Consider the following 19685-nt stretch of genomic DNA (forward strand, 5'->3'; position numbering starts at 1 on the left):
TTATTTATCACCTCTCAAGCTTTTCTCAGTTGCCATTACTTCCTCAACTGAAATGTAACGACCATGATCTTTTTCAAATGAACGATGGATCATGAAGCCAAATACACCAAGCATACTGATGATGGCTGGAATCCATAGATTAAATACAGCGAAGAATGCTGCAAGGAAGAAGAATCCACTCATCCAGAATGGTGTGCCTGTATTATTTGGCATGTGAATTTTTTCGATTGTACCTGCCGTAATATCGCGACCTTCTTTTTTCGCGAACCAGAACTCATCTAAGCGAGTAACGGTAGGCACTACGGCAAAGTTATATTCTGGTACTGGAGAATGAGTAGCCCACTCAAGTGTACGACCATCCCAAACATCTGCCTTTTCATTACGAGGCATATGCTTCCAGCTATAGTAAATATTGTAGACGATTAATGCAAAGCCGACTGCAAGACCTAGAGCACCAACGAACGATAACATGTTCAATGGACCATAACCAGTAGACTCAGAATAAGTGTACATACGACGAGCATATCCATCTAAACCTAAAATGAATAGTGGGAAGAACGTTACGTTGAAGCTRATGGCAATGAACCARAAAMCAGCTTTCCCTAATTTTTCATTTAGACGGAAACCGAACATTTTTGGCCACCAGTAGTGGTAACCTGCAAGGACACCAAATACTGTACCTGGAATTAATACATAGTGGAAGTGGGCAACTAAGAACATCGTATTATGATATTGGTAGTCAGCACTTGCCATCGCTARCATTACCCCTGTAACCCCACCAATTGTGACGATAGGAAAAAAGCCAAGTGCATAAAGCATCGGTGTTKTAAATTGAATTTTCCCGTGCCTCATTGTGAGTAGCCAGTTTAATATTTTAACCCCAGTAGGAACGGCGATTGCCATTGTTGTAATAGAGAAAACCCTCTTTACTATTAAAGCATGAGCCGTTGTATAGAAGTGGTGGGCCCAAACTACGAATGATAGTAGGGAAATGACCACCATACTCATCACCATTGATTTGTAACCGTATAAGTTTTTACGTGCGAATGTTGCAATGATTTCTGAGAAAATACCGAAAGCAGGTAGGATAACGATATAAACCTCAGGATGTCCCCAAACCCAGAAAAGGTTGGCCCAAAGCATATCCATACCACCGTCTTGCATCGCAAAGAATTTTGTGCCGAATTGACGGTCAAACATCATAAGWGCAAGCGCTACAGTTAATACTGGGAACGCGAATACGATAATAATGTTTGTAATTAAAATTGACCAAGAAAACATTGGCATTTTCATTAATGTCATACCAGGAGCACGCATTTTAATGATCGTCGTGATAAAGTTAACACCTGTCATTAAAGTACCAATACCTGATAATTGAAGGGCTAAAGAATAATAGTTATTCCCTACAGTCGGACTAAAATCCGTACTTGCAAGAGGGAAGTAGGCTGTCCAACCAGCGTCTGGTGAACCACCGATAATGAATGATAAGTTTAATAAACCAGCACCTGCTGCAAATAGCCAGAAGCTGACAGCATTTAGACGTGGGAAAGCAACGTCACGTGCACCGATTTGAAGTGGAATGACAATGTTCATTAAGCCGATAACAAATGGCATCGCCATAAATAGAATCATTAATAAACCGTGTGTTGTGAAAATTTCATTATAGTGTTGTGCATCAAGAAGTCCGTTATCTGGAACGGCTGTTTGTGCACGCATTAATAGTGCATCGATACCACCGCGGAATAGCATTAATAAAGCTACTGCGATATACATAATCCCGATTTTTTTATGGTCAACAGTTGATAGCCAGTTTTTGTAGAAATAGCCCCATTTTTTGAAATAAGTAAGGCCTGCTACGATAACCACTGCACCAACTACGATACTAATAGCTGCCGCTAAAATCATCGGTTCTTGCATTGGATGGAATAATTCTTCCATACTCATTGGATGCGCTCCTTTCAGAATTAAAAATTAATGTCTCGATTCGTTCAACGATAAAATCAAATTAATGACCAGAATGTTVATTATTCATGTCTTCTTCAGACATGTCCCCATGATCCATTTCATCCATATTCATGTGTTTACCATGTTCCATTGGAGCTGGTCTAAAGTCTAAGTGTGTAGATGAGAAGCTTTGGCGACCAACATGTTCTGCCTCTAAAAGCTCATCAAATTTTTCTTCTGTTAATGGTGCCTCTTTCGATTTAACATCAGCAACCCATTTATCGAAGTCTTCTTGTGTCATAGATTGTGCTTCAAATTCCATTTCTGCAAAGCCACGTCCATTAAAGTTAGAGTTACGTCCCATAAATGAACCAACTTCATCTGCTGCAAGGTGAATTGTTGTTAACATATCACTCATAGCATATTTTTGACCTGCTAATTGAGGAATCCAGAAACTTGTAATTGGACCAAATGAGTAAAGCTTAAATTCGATTGGACGATCCACCGGAATGTTTACATAGTTAACTGTTTCAACACCTTCTTCTGGATAACTAAAGTGCCATTTCCAGTTTGATGATGATGCATAAATCACTAAAGGCTCCTTATCGTCATAACCTGCTGGTTGAGCTTCTACTGTAGATGTTGTTCTTACTGTCACAACAGCTAAAAATGCTACGATAATAATTGGAATTACTGTCCATGTAATTTCAAGCAGATGACTTCCTTCTTCATGAGGAGGCTCATAATCTGCAGCTGCTTTTGATGCACGATATTTTGTAAGCATAAAGGCTAAAAGCACATACACGACTAGCAATATAAAGGCCATTGTAATAATGGATAAGATAATTGTGTTTGATAATGTTTCAGCATTAGGTCCTTTTGGATTGAACACTGTTAATGGTTCACATCCAGCAAGAAGAGCAATTGCACTCAATGCTACTAACATTAAACTTAATTTTTTCTTCATGTTTGACTCCTTTCTATAGAACGGCTATTCATAAAATTCATGTGTTTTTTGTCGGTGTCACATTTACAAATAGTTGATACTGAGGTCACCTCTTTTATCTTGGCGTATCAATCAACAACATAAGAAATTACAATGGCATGGTTCAATATGAAACATAAAATCTAGTGTTGATTGATCTGATGCAAGCGTTAGCAAAATCAATGATTTGCGCAATCGTTTAAATACATACTTGGTTAACTACGATTGTCACAATCTCTCGTTGTTTGCACATTGGATTATACGCCCTGTTTTTAAGAAAAAACATAATTTTGTTATGAAAATGATAGTATAGCGGTATTGAATTTGAACATTTTTTGAACAAAAATCGTTATTTTAGTATTGGTATTTATAGGTTTTATTTATTAAACACTGTGGAAACGTTGAAAATACTGCATTCCTGATGTTTACCTAAGTAAATAATTTAAAATGTGAAAAATGGTATTTCACATTTTAGACGCTGTTTTGTAATAAAATCATTGTCATACCAGACCTATTGGGATTTTTTATTTGCCTTTTATTCAAAAAAGGAGTAGATGCAATGACGTTTTATGGAAACAATAGGTTGAATTTTCAATGAAAGGAATGAGCGAGGAGGGAATAAATGGAGTGAAATATTAATTATGTTAATATAATAACAGGTTTTCTTTAATATCCATATTTTTACTTCGTTTGTTTTATTTGAAAAGTAAAAAGCAAACTAAGCCAGTTCTTAGTTTGCTAGTATTTTAGAAAAAATTTATGTTATCAAGAATTAAGCGGTGTAATTCAGCATTTTTAAAATTACCTGTCAATCACCAAGCTTCAGCCATTTGGCTACTTGTCCATAAATCGTATTTTGAAGCTGTGGAGCTTTATTATTCATTTTCAAAGAAAAATACAGTGTTTTCATAAAGTTTAAGGTACAAGTTCTTCCACTAAAGAAGAGCTCATTATAACCTTGTGTCATTAAATGCATTTCAAATTTATCAAAAGCCTGCTCAACAAATTCGATCAGTGCTTCCTCTGAGTAATTTTGAAGCAATAATGCATCCACTATATTAATTAAACGTTCCTCTTCATCGTTAACAAAGACTGTTTCTTTCCAAGTGACAAGTTTTAATGCATGTAAAATGGATGGTGCATACTGTAAATCGAATTTTGGATGTTTTATTGTTGTTGTAGCTAAATCTGCACCATGTGCAATACTGTGTGCCCATCCTTTTCCTTGAACATATCCTCTCGTATCCTGTTCTAATAACAAATAACGGCCAATTTTTTTAAAGAACACTTGTAGGTCTTCATCTCTTAAAACAAGTAATTCAGCGTCCTTTGCAAGAAGACCTGCAACTAGTAAAGCAGAAAAAGAACGAGTAAAGACACTATCCTCTGTTTTATCTCCGATATGTAAATATAAAAAATCCTCACCTGTAACTGTATCAAACAAATATTGAAGTTGTTGAGAACTCAATAAATTATCACTTAGTAAATCAACAAAGGTGCGATAAATGAGCTGGTCTCGTAATTCGGCATCAACTGAGCCAATATGGGCTAACATCTCCTGTAATAGCCAATCACTATGTTGGAACATAAATGTCTGACGCTCAGACAGTGTCATTGTAGAAAAAGACTGTAATGTTTCTTTAATATCCATGTAAAAAAGCCCCCAACTTATTTTTGTATTTTATATTATAGCGCCATTTCATTTCGAAGGGATAAATTTGAAACCTTCATTTTAATCAAGCACAGTTAGAATGTCCTCTTTAAAACATAATTTTTACAATATTATTTCCAGAAACTATAGAAAGTTGTTATGATAGAAACGCAATAAAATGGTAAAACTAAAATGTGAACAATAAAAAAGACATACCTATTTAAGTATGTCTTTGTCTAGCTAAATAATGACTGCTGATTTAATGCCAATTGGCCATTCAGTGAGCGTGTGTTGATTTGTCTTTAACTCGACAAGAATATTGGCATTTTTGATTGCATCAATGAGCCATTCACTATAGTGACGATTTGGTTCAGGATGTTGTAAAATCTGCTGCATATCTTTTTTATCAACATGTAGCAACTTGTAGTTACATTCAATGTTTACTTTTTGAGGAATAATGGAAAGAGACTCGTTTTGATGACCAAGTGCAATAGATCCAGGAATACACCCTTGAATTTTTAAAATATAGGTGCTGGCTTCTTGTGTGTAGACATCTATTTTGGTGCGTGTTAAAAGTTCAAATTCTATCGGCTTATCTTGAAAAGGGCCGTTCGTTGTAGAAATTGAAATGACTTTAATCGATAATGCCTCGAATGCAGATGAGATACAATGATCAAATTCTGTAATTGTATCAAGTAATTGCATGGATTCCACTCCTTGTTAAGAACTTGATTTTCTTGATGCAGACAACAAACGGGAAGCGTCTGCGAATTGTGATAAATTTTAGACTATTCTAATTATAATACAATTTATTACAAAATATGAATGCAAAAGCAATAATTTTTTGTTAAAAACAAGAAACTTGTGGATTTTTTAGTAAATAGCAGAAATGAAAAATTAGAACAATGAGGTGAGAAAAATGACAAAAAGAAAGCGTCATGTCATTAAACATGACAATGTTGTTGTTTTTCCGGGCGCTGTCCAAACATTAATACGTGAAGGACATATGTTTGCTGAAAATTTTCAGTATGAAAAAGCGGTGGCAAGCTTTGAAAAGGCATTTGTGTACGAAGCTGGAGATGAATTTGCTCTTAGTGCTTATGCTTTCGCTTTGTATGAATTAAAGGACTATAGCAAGACAAAGGATGTTTGTGAGCAATTATTTTCAATGGGTACGTCATTTTATGTAGAAATCATGGAATTGTACATTACCGTATGCATGCAGTTAAAAGAATACCATCAAGTAGAGTCATTAATTTCAACGCTACTTGAAGAAAATGTTTTGCCTCAGGATCAAATTGAAAAATTTGAACGCTTAAAAAATTTGAATAGTGAAGTGTCTAAGAATCTAGAAAAAAAAGAAAATGCACAACGTTTAATAGAAGAACAAGAATATGACCTTGAGAAATTTAGGGCACTTAGTCCAAATGAGCAATCCATTCGCTTACATCGACTTATGGATACAAATGTAAGACAATTAAAAGAGCCGTTGAAAGAGATTATTGAATGTTCCACGATCCATCCGTTTGTCCAGAGTCTAGCACTTATATTATTAGTAGAACAAGAAGTAGCTATCAATGTTACAGTAGCCAAATTCAATMAAACCAAARTTGTTAATCCTACTGAATTAGTATTGCCTAACCAGCTACCGCAGTATGGAGAAATAAAAAATATACTAGAAGTGAAGCTAGAACAAGACCCATCGACTTTGGAAATGGTACAATATTTAATGGCAAAGCATGCCATTGTAACGTATCCATTTGAATGGCACCCGTTCGAAGCAGAAGATGTTGCCTATAGTTATATTGATTTTGTCTTAGCGATGCTTGGAAATGTACAAGAAATGGACTATGAAATCATTGACTTTTTACAAATGTTAGAAAAGCTAACAGAACTACATTAGGTATGAAATAAGTTGAAACTATACACATCTATGTTATACTAAAATGGTTGTCAAAATCGTAGTTACGAATGAATTGTCTAACATCTTAAACTTGATTATTTATTTGGAGGTATTTATACATGTCAGCAAAATGGGAAAAACAAGAAGGTAATATCGGTACTCTTACAATCGAAGTACCTGCTGCAGAAATCGACGCAGCAATGGACCAAGCGTTCAAAAAAGTTGTAAAACAAATTAACGTACCAGGTTTCCGTAAAGGTAAAMTBCCTCGTAAAATGTTTGAACAACRTTTTGGTATCGAATCTCTATACCAAGATGCATTAGAAATCATCGTTCCTGAATCTTATGCAAAAGCAATTGATGAAGCTGGAATTATGCCAGTTGATTACCCAGAAATCGCTGGTACAGAAAACTTTGTACACGGTCAAGATTTCACATTCACTGCACAAGTAACAGTGAAACCAGAACCAAAGCTAGGAGACTATAAAGGTCTAGAAGTATCTAAACTTCCAGTAGAAGTAACGGATGAAGAAGTAGATGCACAAATTCAAGATCAATTAGCTCGTAAAGCAGAGCTTGAAATCAAAGAAGACGAAGCAATCGTAGAAGGTGATACAGCTGTGATCGACTTCGAAGGTTTCGTTGGCGAAGAAGCTTTTGAAGGTGGTAAAGGTGAAGACTATCCACTAGAAATCGGTTCAGGTTCATTCATTCCAGGTTTTGAAGAGCAACTAGTTGGTGTTAAAGCTGGCGAATCTAAAGATGTTGTTGTTACATTCCCAGAAGAATATCATGCAGCTGAATTAGCTGGTAAAGAAGCTACTTTCAAAGTAACTGTGAAAGAAGTTAAAACAAAAGTTCTTCCTGAGTTAAATGATGAATTTGCAAAAGAATTAGATCCAGAAGTTGAAGGCGTTGAAGCTTTACGCGCTAAAATTAAAGAACAAACTGTAGCTCAAAAAGAAACAGAATCAGATGCAGCTCTTCGTGATGAGCTTGTAGAAAAAGCAGCTGAAAATGCGGATTTTGAAGTACCAGCAGGTATGATCAACTCTGAAACTGATCGTATGTTACAAGAATTTGGTCAACGTTTACAAATGCAAGGTATGAATCTAGACCTTTACTACCAATTCTCTGGTCAATCAGAAGAAGACTTACGTGGCCAAATGAAAGAAGAAGCTGAAAGCCGTGTGCGTGTATCATTAACGCTTGAAGCAATTGCTGAAGCTGAAAAAATTGAAGCATCTGAAGCTGATATTGAAGCAGAATTAGAAAAAATGGCTGCTCAATTTAACATGACAAAAGATCAAATCACAAGTGCTTTAGGTGGAACAGCAGTACTTGAAAATGACATCAAAATCCAAAAAACAGTTGAATTTTTAGTAGAAAACGCTAAAATTACTGAATAAGATTTTGTGTAATTAGATAGCCCAAAAAAAACAAGGTACGGCATTCTTCCGTGCCTTGTTTTATCACATAAACTCTTAGCAATCAGTCCCCTTAACATTTAATTCACTTTATACTTCACTTATACATAGTATTGTTTTAGTTTTTATCTTCATTCAGCAGATGTTTTGTATCCAAAGTATAATGTCAGGTACAAAAAACTACCATCTCACATAGATGGCGAGCTGTAAGCCTTTTAACCTTTTTAGTGTGTGTTTAAACCACGACTGAATGAAGATAGTGCCTGCTGACATGCGGCAAGGATTTAGATGAAGTCCTKDCGCTATTAGMGTCAAGGCGAAATTGATACGATGCTAAACTTAACTTCATTCAGAAAGGTTCTAACTAAATAAAATTTATTTTTTGAGTGATATACCSTTGGTKGATGAATGTAGTARATTKATAAWKAGAGATAAGAAGTTGGTAGTGTGGAGGAAATGAATAAATGTAACTTTATAGCAGTATAAGGTGGCGAAGTAAGCAGGTTCCTATAGCATGCTTCGAAAGACAAATGAAGTAAAGTACATGACGATGCGTTATAATCTACACATGCATAATTACTGAGGCGTAAATGATGCAGACAATTTATTTGATAAAGGTTCAATAATCTTGTAAGATTGTTGCTTGAATAGGGGTGAAACATATTGTTCAAATTTAATGATGAAAAAGGCAATTTAAAATGCTCATTCTGTGGAAAACCACAAGAACAAGTGCGTAAATTAGTTGCAGGTCCAGGTGTTTATATTTGTGATGAATGTATCGAGCTTTGTTCAGAGATCGTTGTAGAGGAACTAGGTGTAGAAGAGGAGATCGAATTCCAAGATATTCCAAAACCAAAAGAAATCTTAACGATTTTAGATGAGTATGTAATTGGACAAGAGCGTGCTAAAAAAGCATTGGCAGTCGCAGTTTACAATCACTATAAACGTATCAATACGAATAGTAAAATTGATGATATTGAATTAGCAAAATCGAACATTGTGTTAATCGGCCCAACTGGTAGCGGTAAAACTTTATTAGCTCAAACGTTAGCACGTATTTTAAATGTTCCATTCGCTATTGCGGATGCTACCTCCTTAACTGAAGCAGGTTATGTTGGTGAGGACGTTGAAAATATTTTATTAAAGTTAATCCAATCAGCTGATTATGATATCGAACGCGCTGAAAAAGGGATTATCTATATTGATGAAATTGACAAGGTTGCACGTAAGTCGGAAAATCCATCTATTACACGAGATGTTTCCGGCGAAGGTGTTCAGCAGGCACTCCTAAAAATTCTTGAAGGAACAGTTGCAAGTGTTCCACCACAAGGAGGACGAAAACATCCTCATCAAGAATTCTTACAGATCGATACAACCAATATTCTTTTCATTGTTGGCGGTGCATTTGATGGTATTGAAACCATCATTAAACGACGTCAGGGTGAAAAAGTAATAGDATTCGGTTCAGATCCGAATAAAGTAGATGTAGATGAAGGTTCTATCATGTCCAAGCTGATTCCTGAGGATTTATTGAAATTTGGTTTAATACCAGAGTTCATTGGTCGATTACCTGTACTTGCGAGTCTGGAGCAATTAAACGAAGCAGCACTAGTACAAATTTTAACAGAGCCGAAAAATGCACTAGCCAAGCAATATCAAAAAATGCTTGAATTAGATGGCGTTGAGCTTGAATTTGATGAAGATGCTCTTGTGGCAATTGCTAAGGAAGCAATTGAACGTAAAACAGGTGCGCGTGGTCTTCGTTCAATTATTGAGTCAACAATGCTTGATGTAATGTACGAATTACCTTCACGTGAAGACGTGAAAAAATGTATCATTACAGCAAAAACAATTACGGATAAAGAAAAACCGAAATTGCTTCTTGAAGATGGCACTGAACTCGATGAAGGTAGCGACACTAAAACTTCAGCATAATGAATAGACGTGGCTGTCTACCGTTGTGAGATAGAGAGTAATTAGCTGACTTCGATTGTGCAATATTCGCACATATCGACAGTCAGCTTTTTATTCATTCCTACATAAAGCCAGCTGTAACTTGAAGAAATTTTTGGCTCGCTTCAATATCTAGTGTGAATCAACTTTTTAAACACATACTAGTAGCGCGGGATGTTAACATGAAAATTTTGACGGAGGTGAATGCCCGCATGGTGACAATACAAAAAACAACAAATGTACCATTATTGCCTTTGCGTGGACTTTTAGTATTCCCATCGATGGTGTTACATATTGATGTGGGTAGAAATCGTTCTGTAGCGGCGCTTGAGCAGGCAATGTTAGAGGACCAAATGATTTTATTGGTAACACAAAAAGAAATGCACGATGAACAACCTGAAGAGCAAGATTTGTATTCAGTTGGTACAATTGCTTATGTCAAACAAATGCTTAAATTACCAAATGGCACGTTACGTATCCTTGTAGAAGGAGTTGCTCGTGCAACGTGGAAAAACTATCGTGCTTTAGAGAAGTATACGGTTGTCGATATTGAAATTAAAGAGGAGTCAACAGAAAAAGATGTGGAAACACAAGCATTGATGCGGACATTGTTGACGTATTTTGAAAAATATGCAMAATCCHCCAATAAAATTACAACTGAGACGATCAATACTGTAACGGATATTGAAGAGCCTGGCCGTTTAGCGGATATTATTGCTTCTCATTTGCCGTTTAAAATTGCCGACAAGCAAGAAGTTTTGGAAATGCTAASCGTTAAAAAAMGACTAGATMATKTAATTATTCKYTTGCATGATGAACAGGAAGTATTGGATCTAGAAAAGAAGATTAATTCCAAAGTAAAGCAGTCAATGGAGCGTACGCAAAAGGAATATTATTTACGTGAGCAAATGAAAGCTATCCAAACGGAGCTGGGAGATCGCGAAGGGAAAACTGGAGAAGTTGCAGAATTACGGAAGCGTATCGACGAAGCTGGTATGCCAGAAACAACAAAGGAAGCAGCACTGAAAGAATTAGATCGCTATGAAAAAATACCTGGAGCTAGTGCTGAGAGCGGTGTTATTCGCAATTATATTGATTGGCTTATTTCATTACCGTGGACAAATGCTACAGAGGATCGCATGAATATTGCCCATGCTGAAAATATTTTAAACCGAGATCATGATGGATTAGAAAAAGTCAAAGAACGTGTTCTAGAATATTTAGCAGTACGTCAGCTGAAAAATTCACTGCGAGGACCTATTTTATGCTTAGCAGGGCCTCCAGGTGTTGGTAAAACATCATTAGCTCGCTCCATTGCCGAAAGTTTAGATCGAAAATTTATTCGTATTTCTTTAGGTGGTGTTCGAGATGAATCGGAAATTCGCGGACATCGACGTACGTATGTTGGTGCAATGCCAGGACGTATTATTCAAGGAATGAAAAAAGCAGGTACGATTAATCCAGTATTTTTATTAGATGAAATCGATAAAATGTCGAATGATTTTAGAGGTGACCCTGCAGCAGCTATGCTTGAAGTTTTAGATCCTGCACAAAATAATACATTTAGTGATCATTATATTGAGGAACCATATGATCTATCTAATGTGTTATTTATTGCAACTGCCAATGATTTAAGTAGCATCCCAGGACCATTATTAGATCGTATGGAAGTAATTTCTATTGCAGGCTATACTGAAATCGAAAAAGCTCAAATTACAAAAAATCATCTCATACCAAAGCAGCTTAAAGAGCATGGCTTGAAAAAAACGCAAGTTGTAATCAAAGATGAAGCAGTCACTGATATTATACGTTATTATACTCGGGAAGCAGGAGTTCGCGGTTTAGAACGACAAATCGCTACGCTTTGCCGTAAAATTGCCAAAGTAATTGTATCTGGTGAGAAAAAACGCGTAACGGTTAGCTCAAAATCATTAMAAGATTWACTTGGWAAACAKCGKTKCMGCTATGGACAGGCTGAAAAGGAAAATCAAGTGGGTGTCGCTACTGGACTTGCTTATACAACAGTTGGTGGAGATACATTACAAATTGAAGTTTCTTTAACACCAGGTAAAGGGAAGTTACAACTAACTGGTAAGCTTGGTGAAGTAATGAAGGAATCTGCTCAAACAGCCTTATCCTATGTTCGTACGAAGATGGAACACCTTAATGTGGATGCCGAATTTTTTGATACACATGATATTCATATCCATGTGCCAGAGGGTGCTGTACCTAAAGATGGACCTTCAGCTGGTATTACAATGGCAACAGCTATCGTTTCGGCTATTTTACATCGCCCGATTCGCCGCGAGGTAGGTATGACAGGTGAGATTACCTTGCGTGGCCGTGTATTGCCAATCGGCGGTTTAAAAGAAAAAACATTAAGCGCTCACCGTGCAGGATTAACGACAATCATTTGTCCTAAGGATAATGAACGCGATATAGAGGATATTMCTGATAGTGTACGTGAGCAACTAACATTTAAACTAGTGACATCGGCTGATGAAGTTTTAGCCTATGCGCTGGACGGAGGTTTTTAAAAAAATGAAAGTCCATAATGTCGAAATGGTCATTAGTGCGGTACGACCAGACCAATATCCAGAAGATGGACTGCCAGAATTTGCATTAGCAGGTCGTTCGAATGTAGGAAAGTCTTCCTTCATAAATCGAATGATCGGACGTAAAGCTTTAGCACGTATTTCATCTAAGCCTGGTAAAACACAAACCCTTAACTTTTATAAGATTGAAGAACAGCTATTTTTTGTAGATGTTCCAGGGTATGGTTATGCAAAGGTTTCTAAAACAGAGCGTGAGGCATGGGGAAAAATGATCGAGCGCTATTTTACAGGACGCCAGGAGTTAAAAGCAGTCGTACAAATTATAGATTTGCGACATCCTCCGACAGCTGATGATCGTATGATGTATGATTTTTTAAAGCATTACAATATTCCTTGCATTATCATTGCAACGAAGGCAGATAAAATTCCAAAAGGTAAATGGGATAAACATAAGAAAATTGTCAAAGAGACACTGGAGATGGAAAAAAGTGATCCACTTATTGTCTTCTCATCAGAAACGGGTCTTGGCTTTGAGGAAGCTTGGAAAACAATCGAAAATAAAATGTAATAAAAAACATCTATTGTATCTAAACCGTTAGGACAATAGATGTTTTTGTATTTTCAATCGAGTGGTGTAGAAAATTAGGGAAAATACTTGATGATGAAACTATTTGTCCGATAAATTAGATAGGAGGTGGACTAGATGGATATCGCAGCTTTATCGATGGCAATGAACCAAGCAACACTTATGCAAAATGTATCTTTAGCTGTTACGAAACAGGCAATGGAAATGCAACAGCAAAATACAGAACAGTTAGTTGAAATGTTAGATGCTCCACATCCAACAGCCGGACATACAATTGATATTCAAGTATGAAGTAGGCAAGGTAGCTTGAAGTTAAAAGCTACCTCAACTTTTGTTTTTAGAAATAAATTCAAGAAGGCCTAAAATGTAACTTTTCGAATAAGAAAAACTACCAATAATACGATATACTAATAATTAGTAAGGAGGCAGGTTTTTTGAAAAAATATTTATACATACTGATGATTACGTTACTGATGATAGTTGGTTTTTCCTTTAATCAATCTGCTAAAGCAGCCCAACTAGTGACAGGGACATTTGTTGATGTAACGTTTTCAGAATATACGAAGCCTGATGGTACGATAGAAAAGCAACTTAGTAAAATTACATTGGAAAATGATCGTGGACGAACAGTAACGTTTAATATTAATAAAAATACTAGATTATATATTAATAATACGTCTACAACGATTGAGGGTTTTAAGATGGGGATGGAAGTCGAGGCTGAAATTTCTCTTAGAAGTGTTGTTGAACTTCGCGGTACCTCTCATACACCAACAGAAACAAATGTACCATCAACAGGAAGCAGTAACGGTAAAACAACTGCTGGTGTCGTCACGAGTATTGATCCAAATGGTTTATTTATCATGGTAAAACCAGATGTTGGCGCAGAAACGACATACTATTTAAACAAAGAAACCAATTATCAAAAAGGTTCTTCTGCAACAGATATTAGTGCATTATACGTTGGGGATCGAGTTAAATTAAGTTTCAAAAATAAAACTTCCTCAATCATATCAAAGGTAGCTATCAGTGAAACAGGTACGCTCGTTGAAAACTTATATAAAGGCGAGATACAAGCGGTCAATCCTAATGCCAACAAGCTTACCGTGAAAAATCAGCATGCCTTTGTAAACTGGCAATTTGGCTCTCAAACAACAAATGATCTTTCAACTATGCCTTTTACATCCAAAGTACCAATCTATGTTGGGAATACAAAAGTCGAGAAAGGTCAGCTGAAAAATTATATAGGTAGCGAAGCATACTATGCGACCGTTAAACAATTTGGTAAGGAAGTAATCGAGAAAATTGTCGTATTAAAAAATAATGAGAGAACATATTACGAACCAATGCTGTCTGTTGATACAGATTACCAACTACTGAAACTGAAAACAGCAGGAACAATGTATTTCCATAATGGAACTATTTTAATTCGAAATGGACGATTAATTGAACCTACTGGTCTTATGGCATATGGTACTGCTTTTGTCGTGGCTGATGGTGCTACTCGTGATCACTATGCCCAAGTAATACAAGTTACAAGTGATAGCTTCATGTCACCTAATCTCGCAGGTCATGAATTATATTATGGACGCTTATCTCAAGCAGATGGATATGTAATTGAAATTGACGATGCGATGAAGATTGAATCAAATGTTTTCAAGAAAGCAGATCGTATTGTACTGTCAGTTAGTAATTCAACGAAAGCCATGGTAGATGACGGCAAYAAAACATATAGTGTCATGCCAGATATTGAACTTTACTTATCTGAGGGAGATTATGGTTATTTCTATGTGAAGGAAGGCCATGTACAAGCTCTTCATATTTTAGACAAGGCTAAACCTGTTGCCCCTCTAATGCTTGCAGGGAAACTACAGTCTGTAAAATCTACGTATCCTGCAGTCATTAATGTCAAGAGTGTTAGTCAATGGCAAAATGGTCGTTGGTATGAAGCGGGTGAAATGGTTAATATGAATATTGACCAAGCGACACTGATTAAAGCAGGTAAGGTGATTCAAGCTTCTGACTTACAGCCATCTGATCGTTTAGTTGTATTATCAGATCGATTTGTTAAAGCTCATTTTATTTTGGTAGATTAGCATAAATATTAAACTAAAAAATCTGCGAGTCTCATGCGAATATGTTTCATAATCGAAAGATGAAGAAGTTACTTCGAATAGGCTAAATTGTGTATACATTCGCAAGACGAGCAGATTTTTTAGTTATATTAGAAACAAGCTTCATTATGCACGCAAATGCACAGTGAAAGAGAGGAAAAGCGAATGCAAAAAAAATTATCTAAAATAATGTTTCTAGTCCTTGCTGTCTTTTTGATTGGAACAACTATTCCATTCAATGCATCAGCCGCTTCATTAGAAACAACAGGTGCTGTAAAAAACGAATATACATATGAAGAAGCTGTGTTCCTTTCAGGGACACCTGTTATTTTTAAAGGGACAAGTAAAGATATTAAAATTGCTCAAAAAGAATCAAAAGGTAAATTAACTGAAACGTATAGCATGAAGTTAACAGCAAGCAATGGCGCAACATTGACAAGAAATATTGCCTATGAATCAGATGTAGTGGATTATGCAGTTCTTGGTCAAAAAACATCCAATGGTGAAGTGAAGAAATACACTGAAAAAATCACAATTGGCGCTATTACTTATTCCTTAGTCGATTATCAATTTTCACAAGGAACAGTTACTGATAATCGTGCAGCCTCTGATTATTACTCAGGAAATATTATTTCTAGAAAAACCTATGCTTTTGAAACAGGAAAAGGAAAAAATGCTGTTCAAAACACAGTAACAATTGAAACAGATAGTCGACATGCAGGCTATGAGAACTTCTGGGGTGCGACAGAAACTCAAATCACGGAATCTGTTTATTCTTATAGTGATGGTAAAACAAGTCATGTGAAAAATCGTTTATCTACAAGTAAATCACGTGTTTTAAATTATGAGGAAAATCTCGGTAGCTTAGGGAGTTTTGAAGGTGGATATGCAGTCGTAAGTGAAAAGGATGTTATTTCTGAATATACATACGACCTATCTTCAGGACAAAAAGGTACACTTGATTTAGATACAGAGTACATGCCGACAATTGAACGTCTTATCATTCCTAAATTCAGAGATTTAACAACCCATTATGCGAAAGAAGCAATTGAAAAACTTTATTCTCTAGGTATTTACTCAGATTCAAGTAACTTCTTTTCTCCTAATACACCAATGAAACGTATTGATTTTACGACGGCTATTGGTAAAGCTGTTGATTTACGTGTGTTTGAAGAAAAGAAATCAAAAAAGACACCTACTACAAGTGTTTTTAAAGACTTGAAGCGTTCTATCAAAGATTACGGTTATATTGAATCAGCGTTAAATAAAGGGATAATCAAAGGTGTATCAGCTGACTACTTTAAGCCAGATAATGCTATTAATCGCGCACAGGCTGCAACTATCTTTGTCCGTGCCTTAGGACTTGAAAATAGAGCACCTGATCCTGGTTACTTAACTAAATTTACAGATGACAAACAGATTCCAAATTATGCGAGAGATGGCATCTATATAGCGAATGAACTTGGCTTAATGATTGGTGATGCTGCTGGTCGTTTTAATCCAAATAAACCGCTAACGCGTGCAGAGGCGTCAGTTGTTTTAGAACGATTCTTGAAATATTTAGAGGATGACTTAAAACAAAACTAKCGTGATGACATATTGTTCTTTAACTAAAGAAAGGATGGAACAAAAATGACATATGTAAAAAAAGCATTGCTTGCTATGCTTTGCTTCATGCTTCTACTGATGACAGCTACACCTACTGTTACGCAAGCAGCTACAACAATTAGAGATGTTCCAACAAATAGCAATAATTATAAAGCTATTTCATGGGCGGTTGATAATGACCTGATGTCCTTAAATAGTGCAAGTAATTTTTTACCAAATGATCAAGTGACAGATCGCGATCTTGTTCTGATGTTTGCCAAACTAGATCGTAACTATGCTTTATCTTATATTGATAGTGTTGCTTATAATTTCTACAGTGATTTTTATTTACCATTTAATGGTACACATGTAAATACGAATCGAACAAAAGCTGTAACACGTGGCCAATTTGCCCAAATTTACGCGGCTTTTAAAGGCTTAGATTTAGATGAGCCACAGGCAGTTCAATATTTATATTCAAATGATTTATCTACAAGCTCTACAGGCAAAAACACATTCGCTAGCTTTAATCCATCCACAAAATTAACAAGGGGTGATGTTGCTGTATTTTTCTATCGTGCTGTTCAAAATAGTACTTTMGCAGTACAAGGATTAAAACGTAGTCCAGCTGGTCGTGATAATGATAGCATTACATTACCACCTGGTTTTATGGGATCTAGTAGTGCTGATTTTGAAGAGCCGAAGGATAATTCAAATGATTTTACTGGTCCAAATAATGTTAATAATGCATTGCAGAGTATCGTGGTGGAAAAACCGGATTTAATTGCAAATAATGTAGATACCACACTAGTTACAGTGTCTTTAAAGGCTTGTAATGGTGATCCTATCGCTGATGATAAATCTTATTCATTCCGCGTGAAGGCATCCTACGGAAATATTGTTGATACTTCAGGTGAAGCAGTTGACATTGTCCAATCGGATGGTTCAACGGTATCTGCTATAGTGGTAGCACCAAAATTAACTAAATCAGTACGTGATACAATAACTTTTGAGCTGATTAATAATACGGACCCAGCAATGAAGTGTCTTGTTGGTGAGAAACTAAACGCAGAAGTGCGTTATGCACCACAGCCTGAATTGCGTATTGATTACCAAGTATACGACCCAGCAAATACAGATGATAATGGGAGCGTGATTCCTGAATTTCCAAAAAGTGAAGATATTCCAGAGTTCTTTACGCAAAACTTAATTGATGTTTATAGCCCAGTTCCTCTAAATGCTAATTCAGATAAAAAATTATTTAGTATTGGGCAGCAAACAAATGTGACGGACGTTTTAGGGAATGTGCAAAACATCTATTTGCGTTACGGTGGAKCTGATCCTAAATATCCGGCATTAGGTTATGAAAATGCTATTCTTCAATTTGAAAACTATGATATTTCTGTTCACTTATTTGAGGAACTTTTAAAGACACGTTTTGAGAACTCTGTTACAACGCCAGCTAAAACGGAAATAATGTATTTAATTGCTGACGATGGTCGTCCTATTTATCGCGTTCAGGGCATAGATGATGATATTGCCTCACAGGTAGAGAACATTAATCCAGTCGGCGCCATTATTCAGCTTATGAAAGAAATGCCAGATGAAAAAGATTTAACATTAGAACATTATGATAGTGTTATGAAGATTTATTCGATCTTCACAAACTTAARWAACKAKKACCGSMCGGTTTTATTAAAATACCAAGGAGGTAAATTACTTGGACAAGTAGAGGCGTTTAAAAAACGAGTAGAGGCCCTAAAGGAAAGTGCGGATGCTGCATCAAGACCTTCAGGAAAAGATCGTTATACAAAAGTAATGGTGACTTTAGTGCGTCCTGGTGGAGAGCCTATTACAGATTATCAAGGAACAGTCAAAATTAAGTATGACGGAGTAGAAAAAACAGCTTCATTCATTACGAACACTTCTGATCCATTAAATAACACAGGGAATCCAGGTACTGCTGTAGCCTACTTTGATTCAGTTATATATGGCAAATCTAAAGTGGAAGCAAGACTTGTCAATCCAATAGACCCTCGCTATGCAACGTCCTTGAAGGGTTTAAAAGATAAAACAGTGACGAAAGATATTTTTACGAATCCATACTTCAGTAAAAACTCTTGTTCTTTAGCAACAGAAATTGCTTATGTAGTGGATTATTCTTCTTCCATGAAGGCTGTTGATCCAACAAATTATCGTGGGAAGAAAATGATTGAACTAATCAATCAATTAAAGGCTAAAAATAACATAGTCATTGAAACCAATACAAAAGCGACAGTACTTGGAGAAGGTACAACAGAAAATGTGTTGAAAAAAGATCTTTATAAAGCATCGAAAGATAAGGGTGCAACCGATATTTTTGCAGGCATCGATATTGCTTTAACAAAATTCTCGAACGATTCGAAAACATCCAAAGCGATTGTCGTTGTATCTGATGGTAAAACGAGTAAATCAAAAATGACAAAAGTTATAAATGAAGCGAAAAAGCAAGGTGTCAAAGTATACACAGTAAGTATGGGCAAAAAATCACAAGTAAATGACGCTACTTTAATGCAATTATCTTCAGAAACGGGCGGAACGTACTTCCATGCAATTGATAATTTGCAATTGCATCAAGTCTTCCAGAAGTTAATTGATACAATTTTATGTAAAACGCAAGCTTCAAGCTGTATCAACCCAGAAGATTTATTTGAAGAGACAAGTGTTTCGCTACGAAAAGGTTATATTACAATGAGTGCTCGAGTTGATGGTAACTGTCAAAACGTTGCGAAGATGAATGTACGTTTTAATTCAATCAGTGGAGATGTCCAGTTTGATTTGCAAAAGCGTAGTGATCAAGTGTATATGTTAACAAAAACTGTTCAAACTATGCAGGACTTTAAAGTCAATGATGAGATTGAGTTTATAGCATACGATAAAGATGGAAATATGATTGCAATAAAGACTGTTACAATAACAAATTAATGAGAAAACTGCCTCC

General features: G+C 36.0%; 13 protein-coding genes. 9 read left to right on the forward strand and 4 right to left on the reverse strand.

Annotation, left to right across the window (positions count from 1 at the left end; translation table 11 throughout):
• From qoxB to ACHZEU_RS20845, 4 genes are all read right to left on the reverse strand, one after another.
• The gene (gene qoxB, locus ACHZEU_RS20830; RefSeq protein ID WP_404803717.1) at positions 1 to 1944 is read right to left on the reverse strand and encodes a cytochrome aa3 quinol oxidase subunit I; all 1944 of its coding nucleotides are present in this window, start codon (positions 1942 to 1944) and stop codon (positions 1 to 3) included.
• Positions 1945 to 2005: 61 nt separating this feature from the next.
• On the reverse strand, positions 2006 to 2911 hold the full coding sequence (gene qoxA / locus ACHZEU_RS20835) for a cytochrome aa3 quinol oxidase subunit II (RefSeq protein WP_404803718.1): 906 nt from the start codon (positions 2909 to 2911) through the stop codon (positions 2006 to 2008).
• A gap of 826 nt (positions 2912 to 3737) precedes the next feature.
• Positions 3738 to 4580 (reverse strand): DUF2785 domain-containing protein, encoded by an 843-nt coding sequence (locus ACHZEU_RS20840; RefSeq protein ID WP_054550013.1) that lies wholly within the window; start codon positions 4578 to 4580, stop codon positions 3738 to 3740.
• 240 nt (positions 4581 to 4820) lie between these two features.
• Complete coding sequence (locus ACHZEU_RS20845) at positions 4821 to 5285, reverse strand: hypothetical protein (protein ID WP_054550014.1); 465 nt, start codon at positions 5283 to 5285, stop codon at positions 4821 to 4823.
• A gap of 214 nt (positions 5286 to 5499) precedes the next feature.
• Here ACHZEU_RS20845 and ACHZEU_RS20850 point away from each other — a divergent pair, with 214 nt between their 5' ends.
• From ACHZEU_RS20850 to ACHZEU_RS20890, 9 genes are all read left to right on the forward strand, one after another.
• On the forward strand, positions 5500 to 6483 hold the full coding sequence (locus ACHZEU_RS20850; RefSeq protein ID WP_404803719.1) for a hypothetical protein: 984 nt from the start codon (positions 5500 to 5502) through the stop codon (positions 6481 to 6483).
• A gap of 119 nt (positions 6484 to 6602) precedes the next feature.
• Entirely contained in the window at positions 6603 to 7892 is a 1290-nt protein-coding gene (gene tig / locus ACHZEU_RS20855) for a trigger factor (protein WP_404803720.1), read from the forward strand.
• Positions 7893 to 8573: 681 nt separating this feature from the next.
• On the forward strand, positions 8574 to 9845 hold the full coding sequence (gene clpX, locus ACHZEU_RS20860; RefSeq protein WP_404803721.1) for an ATP-dependent protease ATP-binding subunit ClpX: 1272 nt from the start codon (positions 8574 to 8576) through the stop codon (positions 9843 to 9845).
• A 230-nt stretch (positions 9846 to 10075) separates the two neighbouring features.
• The gene (gene lon, locus ACHZEU_RS20865) at positions 10076 to 12400 is read left to right on the forward strand and encodes an endopeptidase La (RefSeq protein ID WP_404804606.1); all 2325 of its coding nucleotides are present in this window, start codon (positions 10076 to 10078) and stop codon (positions 12398 to 12400) included.
• Between the two features lie 4 nt (positions 12401 to 12404).
• Positions 12405 to 12986 (forward strand): ribosome biogenesis GTP-binding protein YihA/YsxC, encoded by a 582-nt coding sequence (yihA, locus tag ACHZEU_RS20870; protein ID WP_054550015.1) that lies wholly within the window; start codon positions 12405 to 12407, stop codon positions 12984 to 12986.
• 135 nt (positions 12987 to 13121) lie between these two features.
• Positions 13122 to 13295, forward strand: coding sequence for a YjfB family protein (locus tag ACHZEU_RS20875; RefSeq protein ID WP_081011007.1), 174 nt, complete (start codon positions 13122 to 13124; stop codon positions 13293 to 13295).
• A gap of 143 nt (positions 13296 to 13438) precedes the next feature.
• Entirely contained in the window at positions 13439 to 15100 is a 1662-nt protein-coding gene (locus ACHZEU_RS20880) for a hypothetical protein (protein ID WP_404803722.1), read from the forward strand.
• A 183-nt stretch (positions 15101 to 15283) separates the two neighbouring features.
• A complete protein-coding gene (locus ACHZEU_RS20885) occupies positions 15284 to 16732 on the forward strand; it encodes an S-layer homology domain-containing protein (protein WP_404803723.1) in 1449 nt (482 codons plus the stop codon).
• An 18-nt stretch (positions 16733 to 16750) separates the two neighbouring features.
• Positions 16751 to 19669, forward strand: coding sequence for a VWA domain-containing protein (locus ACHZEU_RS20890; protein ID WP_404803724.1), 2919 nt, complete (start codon positions 16751 to 16753; stop codon positions 19667 to 19669).
• Positions 19670 to 19685 lie beyond the last annotated feature (16 nt).

The sequence above is a fragment of the Lysinibacillus sp. S1 genome (assembly GCF_044986265.1).
Lineage (GTDB): Bacteria > Bacillota > Bacilli > Bacillales_A > Planococcaceae > Lysinibacillus > Lysinibacillus capsici.

Coding starts and splice junctions, on each gene's coding strand:
- ACHZEU_RS20840 (WP_054550013.1), bottom strand. CDS start 4,580: ATGGATATTAAAGAAACATTACAGTCTTTTTCTACAATGACACTGTCT.
- ACHZEU_RS20845 (WP_054550014.1), bottom strand. CDS start 5,285: ATGCAATTACTTGATACAATTACAGAATTTGATCATTGTATCTCATCT.
- yihA (WP_054550015.1), top strand. CDS start 12,405: ATGAAAGTCCATAATGTCGAAATGGTCATTAGTGCGGTACGACCAGAC.
- ACHZEU_RS20875 (WP_081011007.1), top strand. CDS start 13,122: ATGGATATCGCAGCTTTATCGATGGCAATGAACCAAGCAACACTTATG.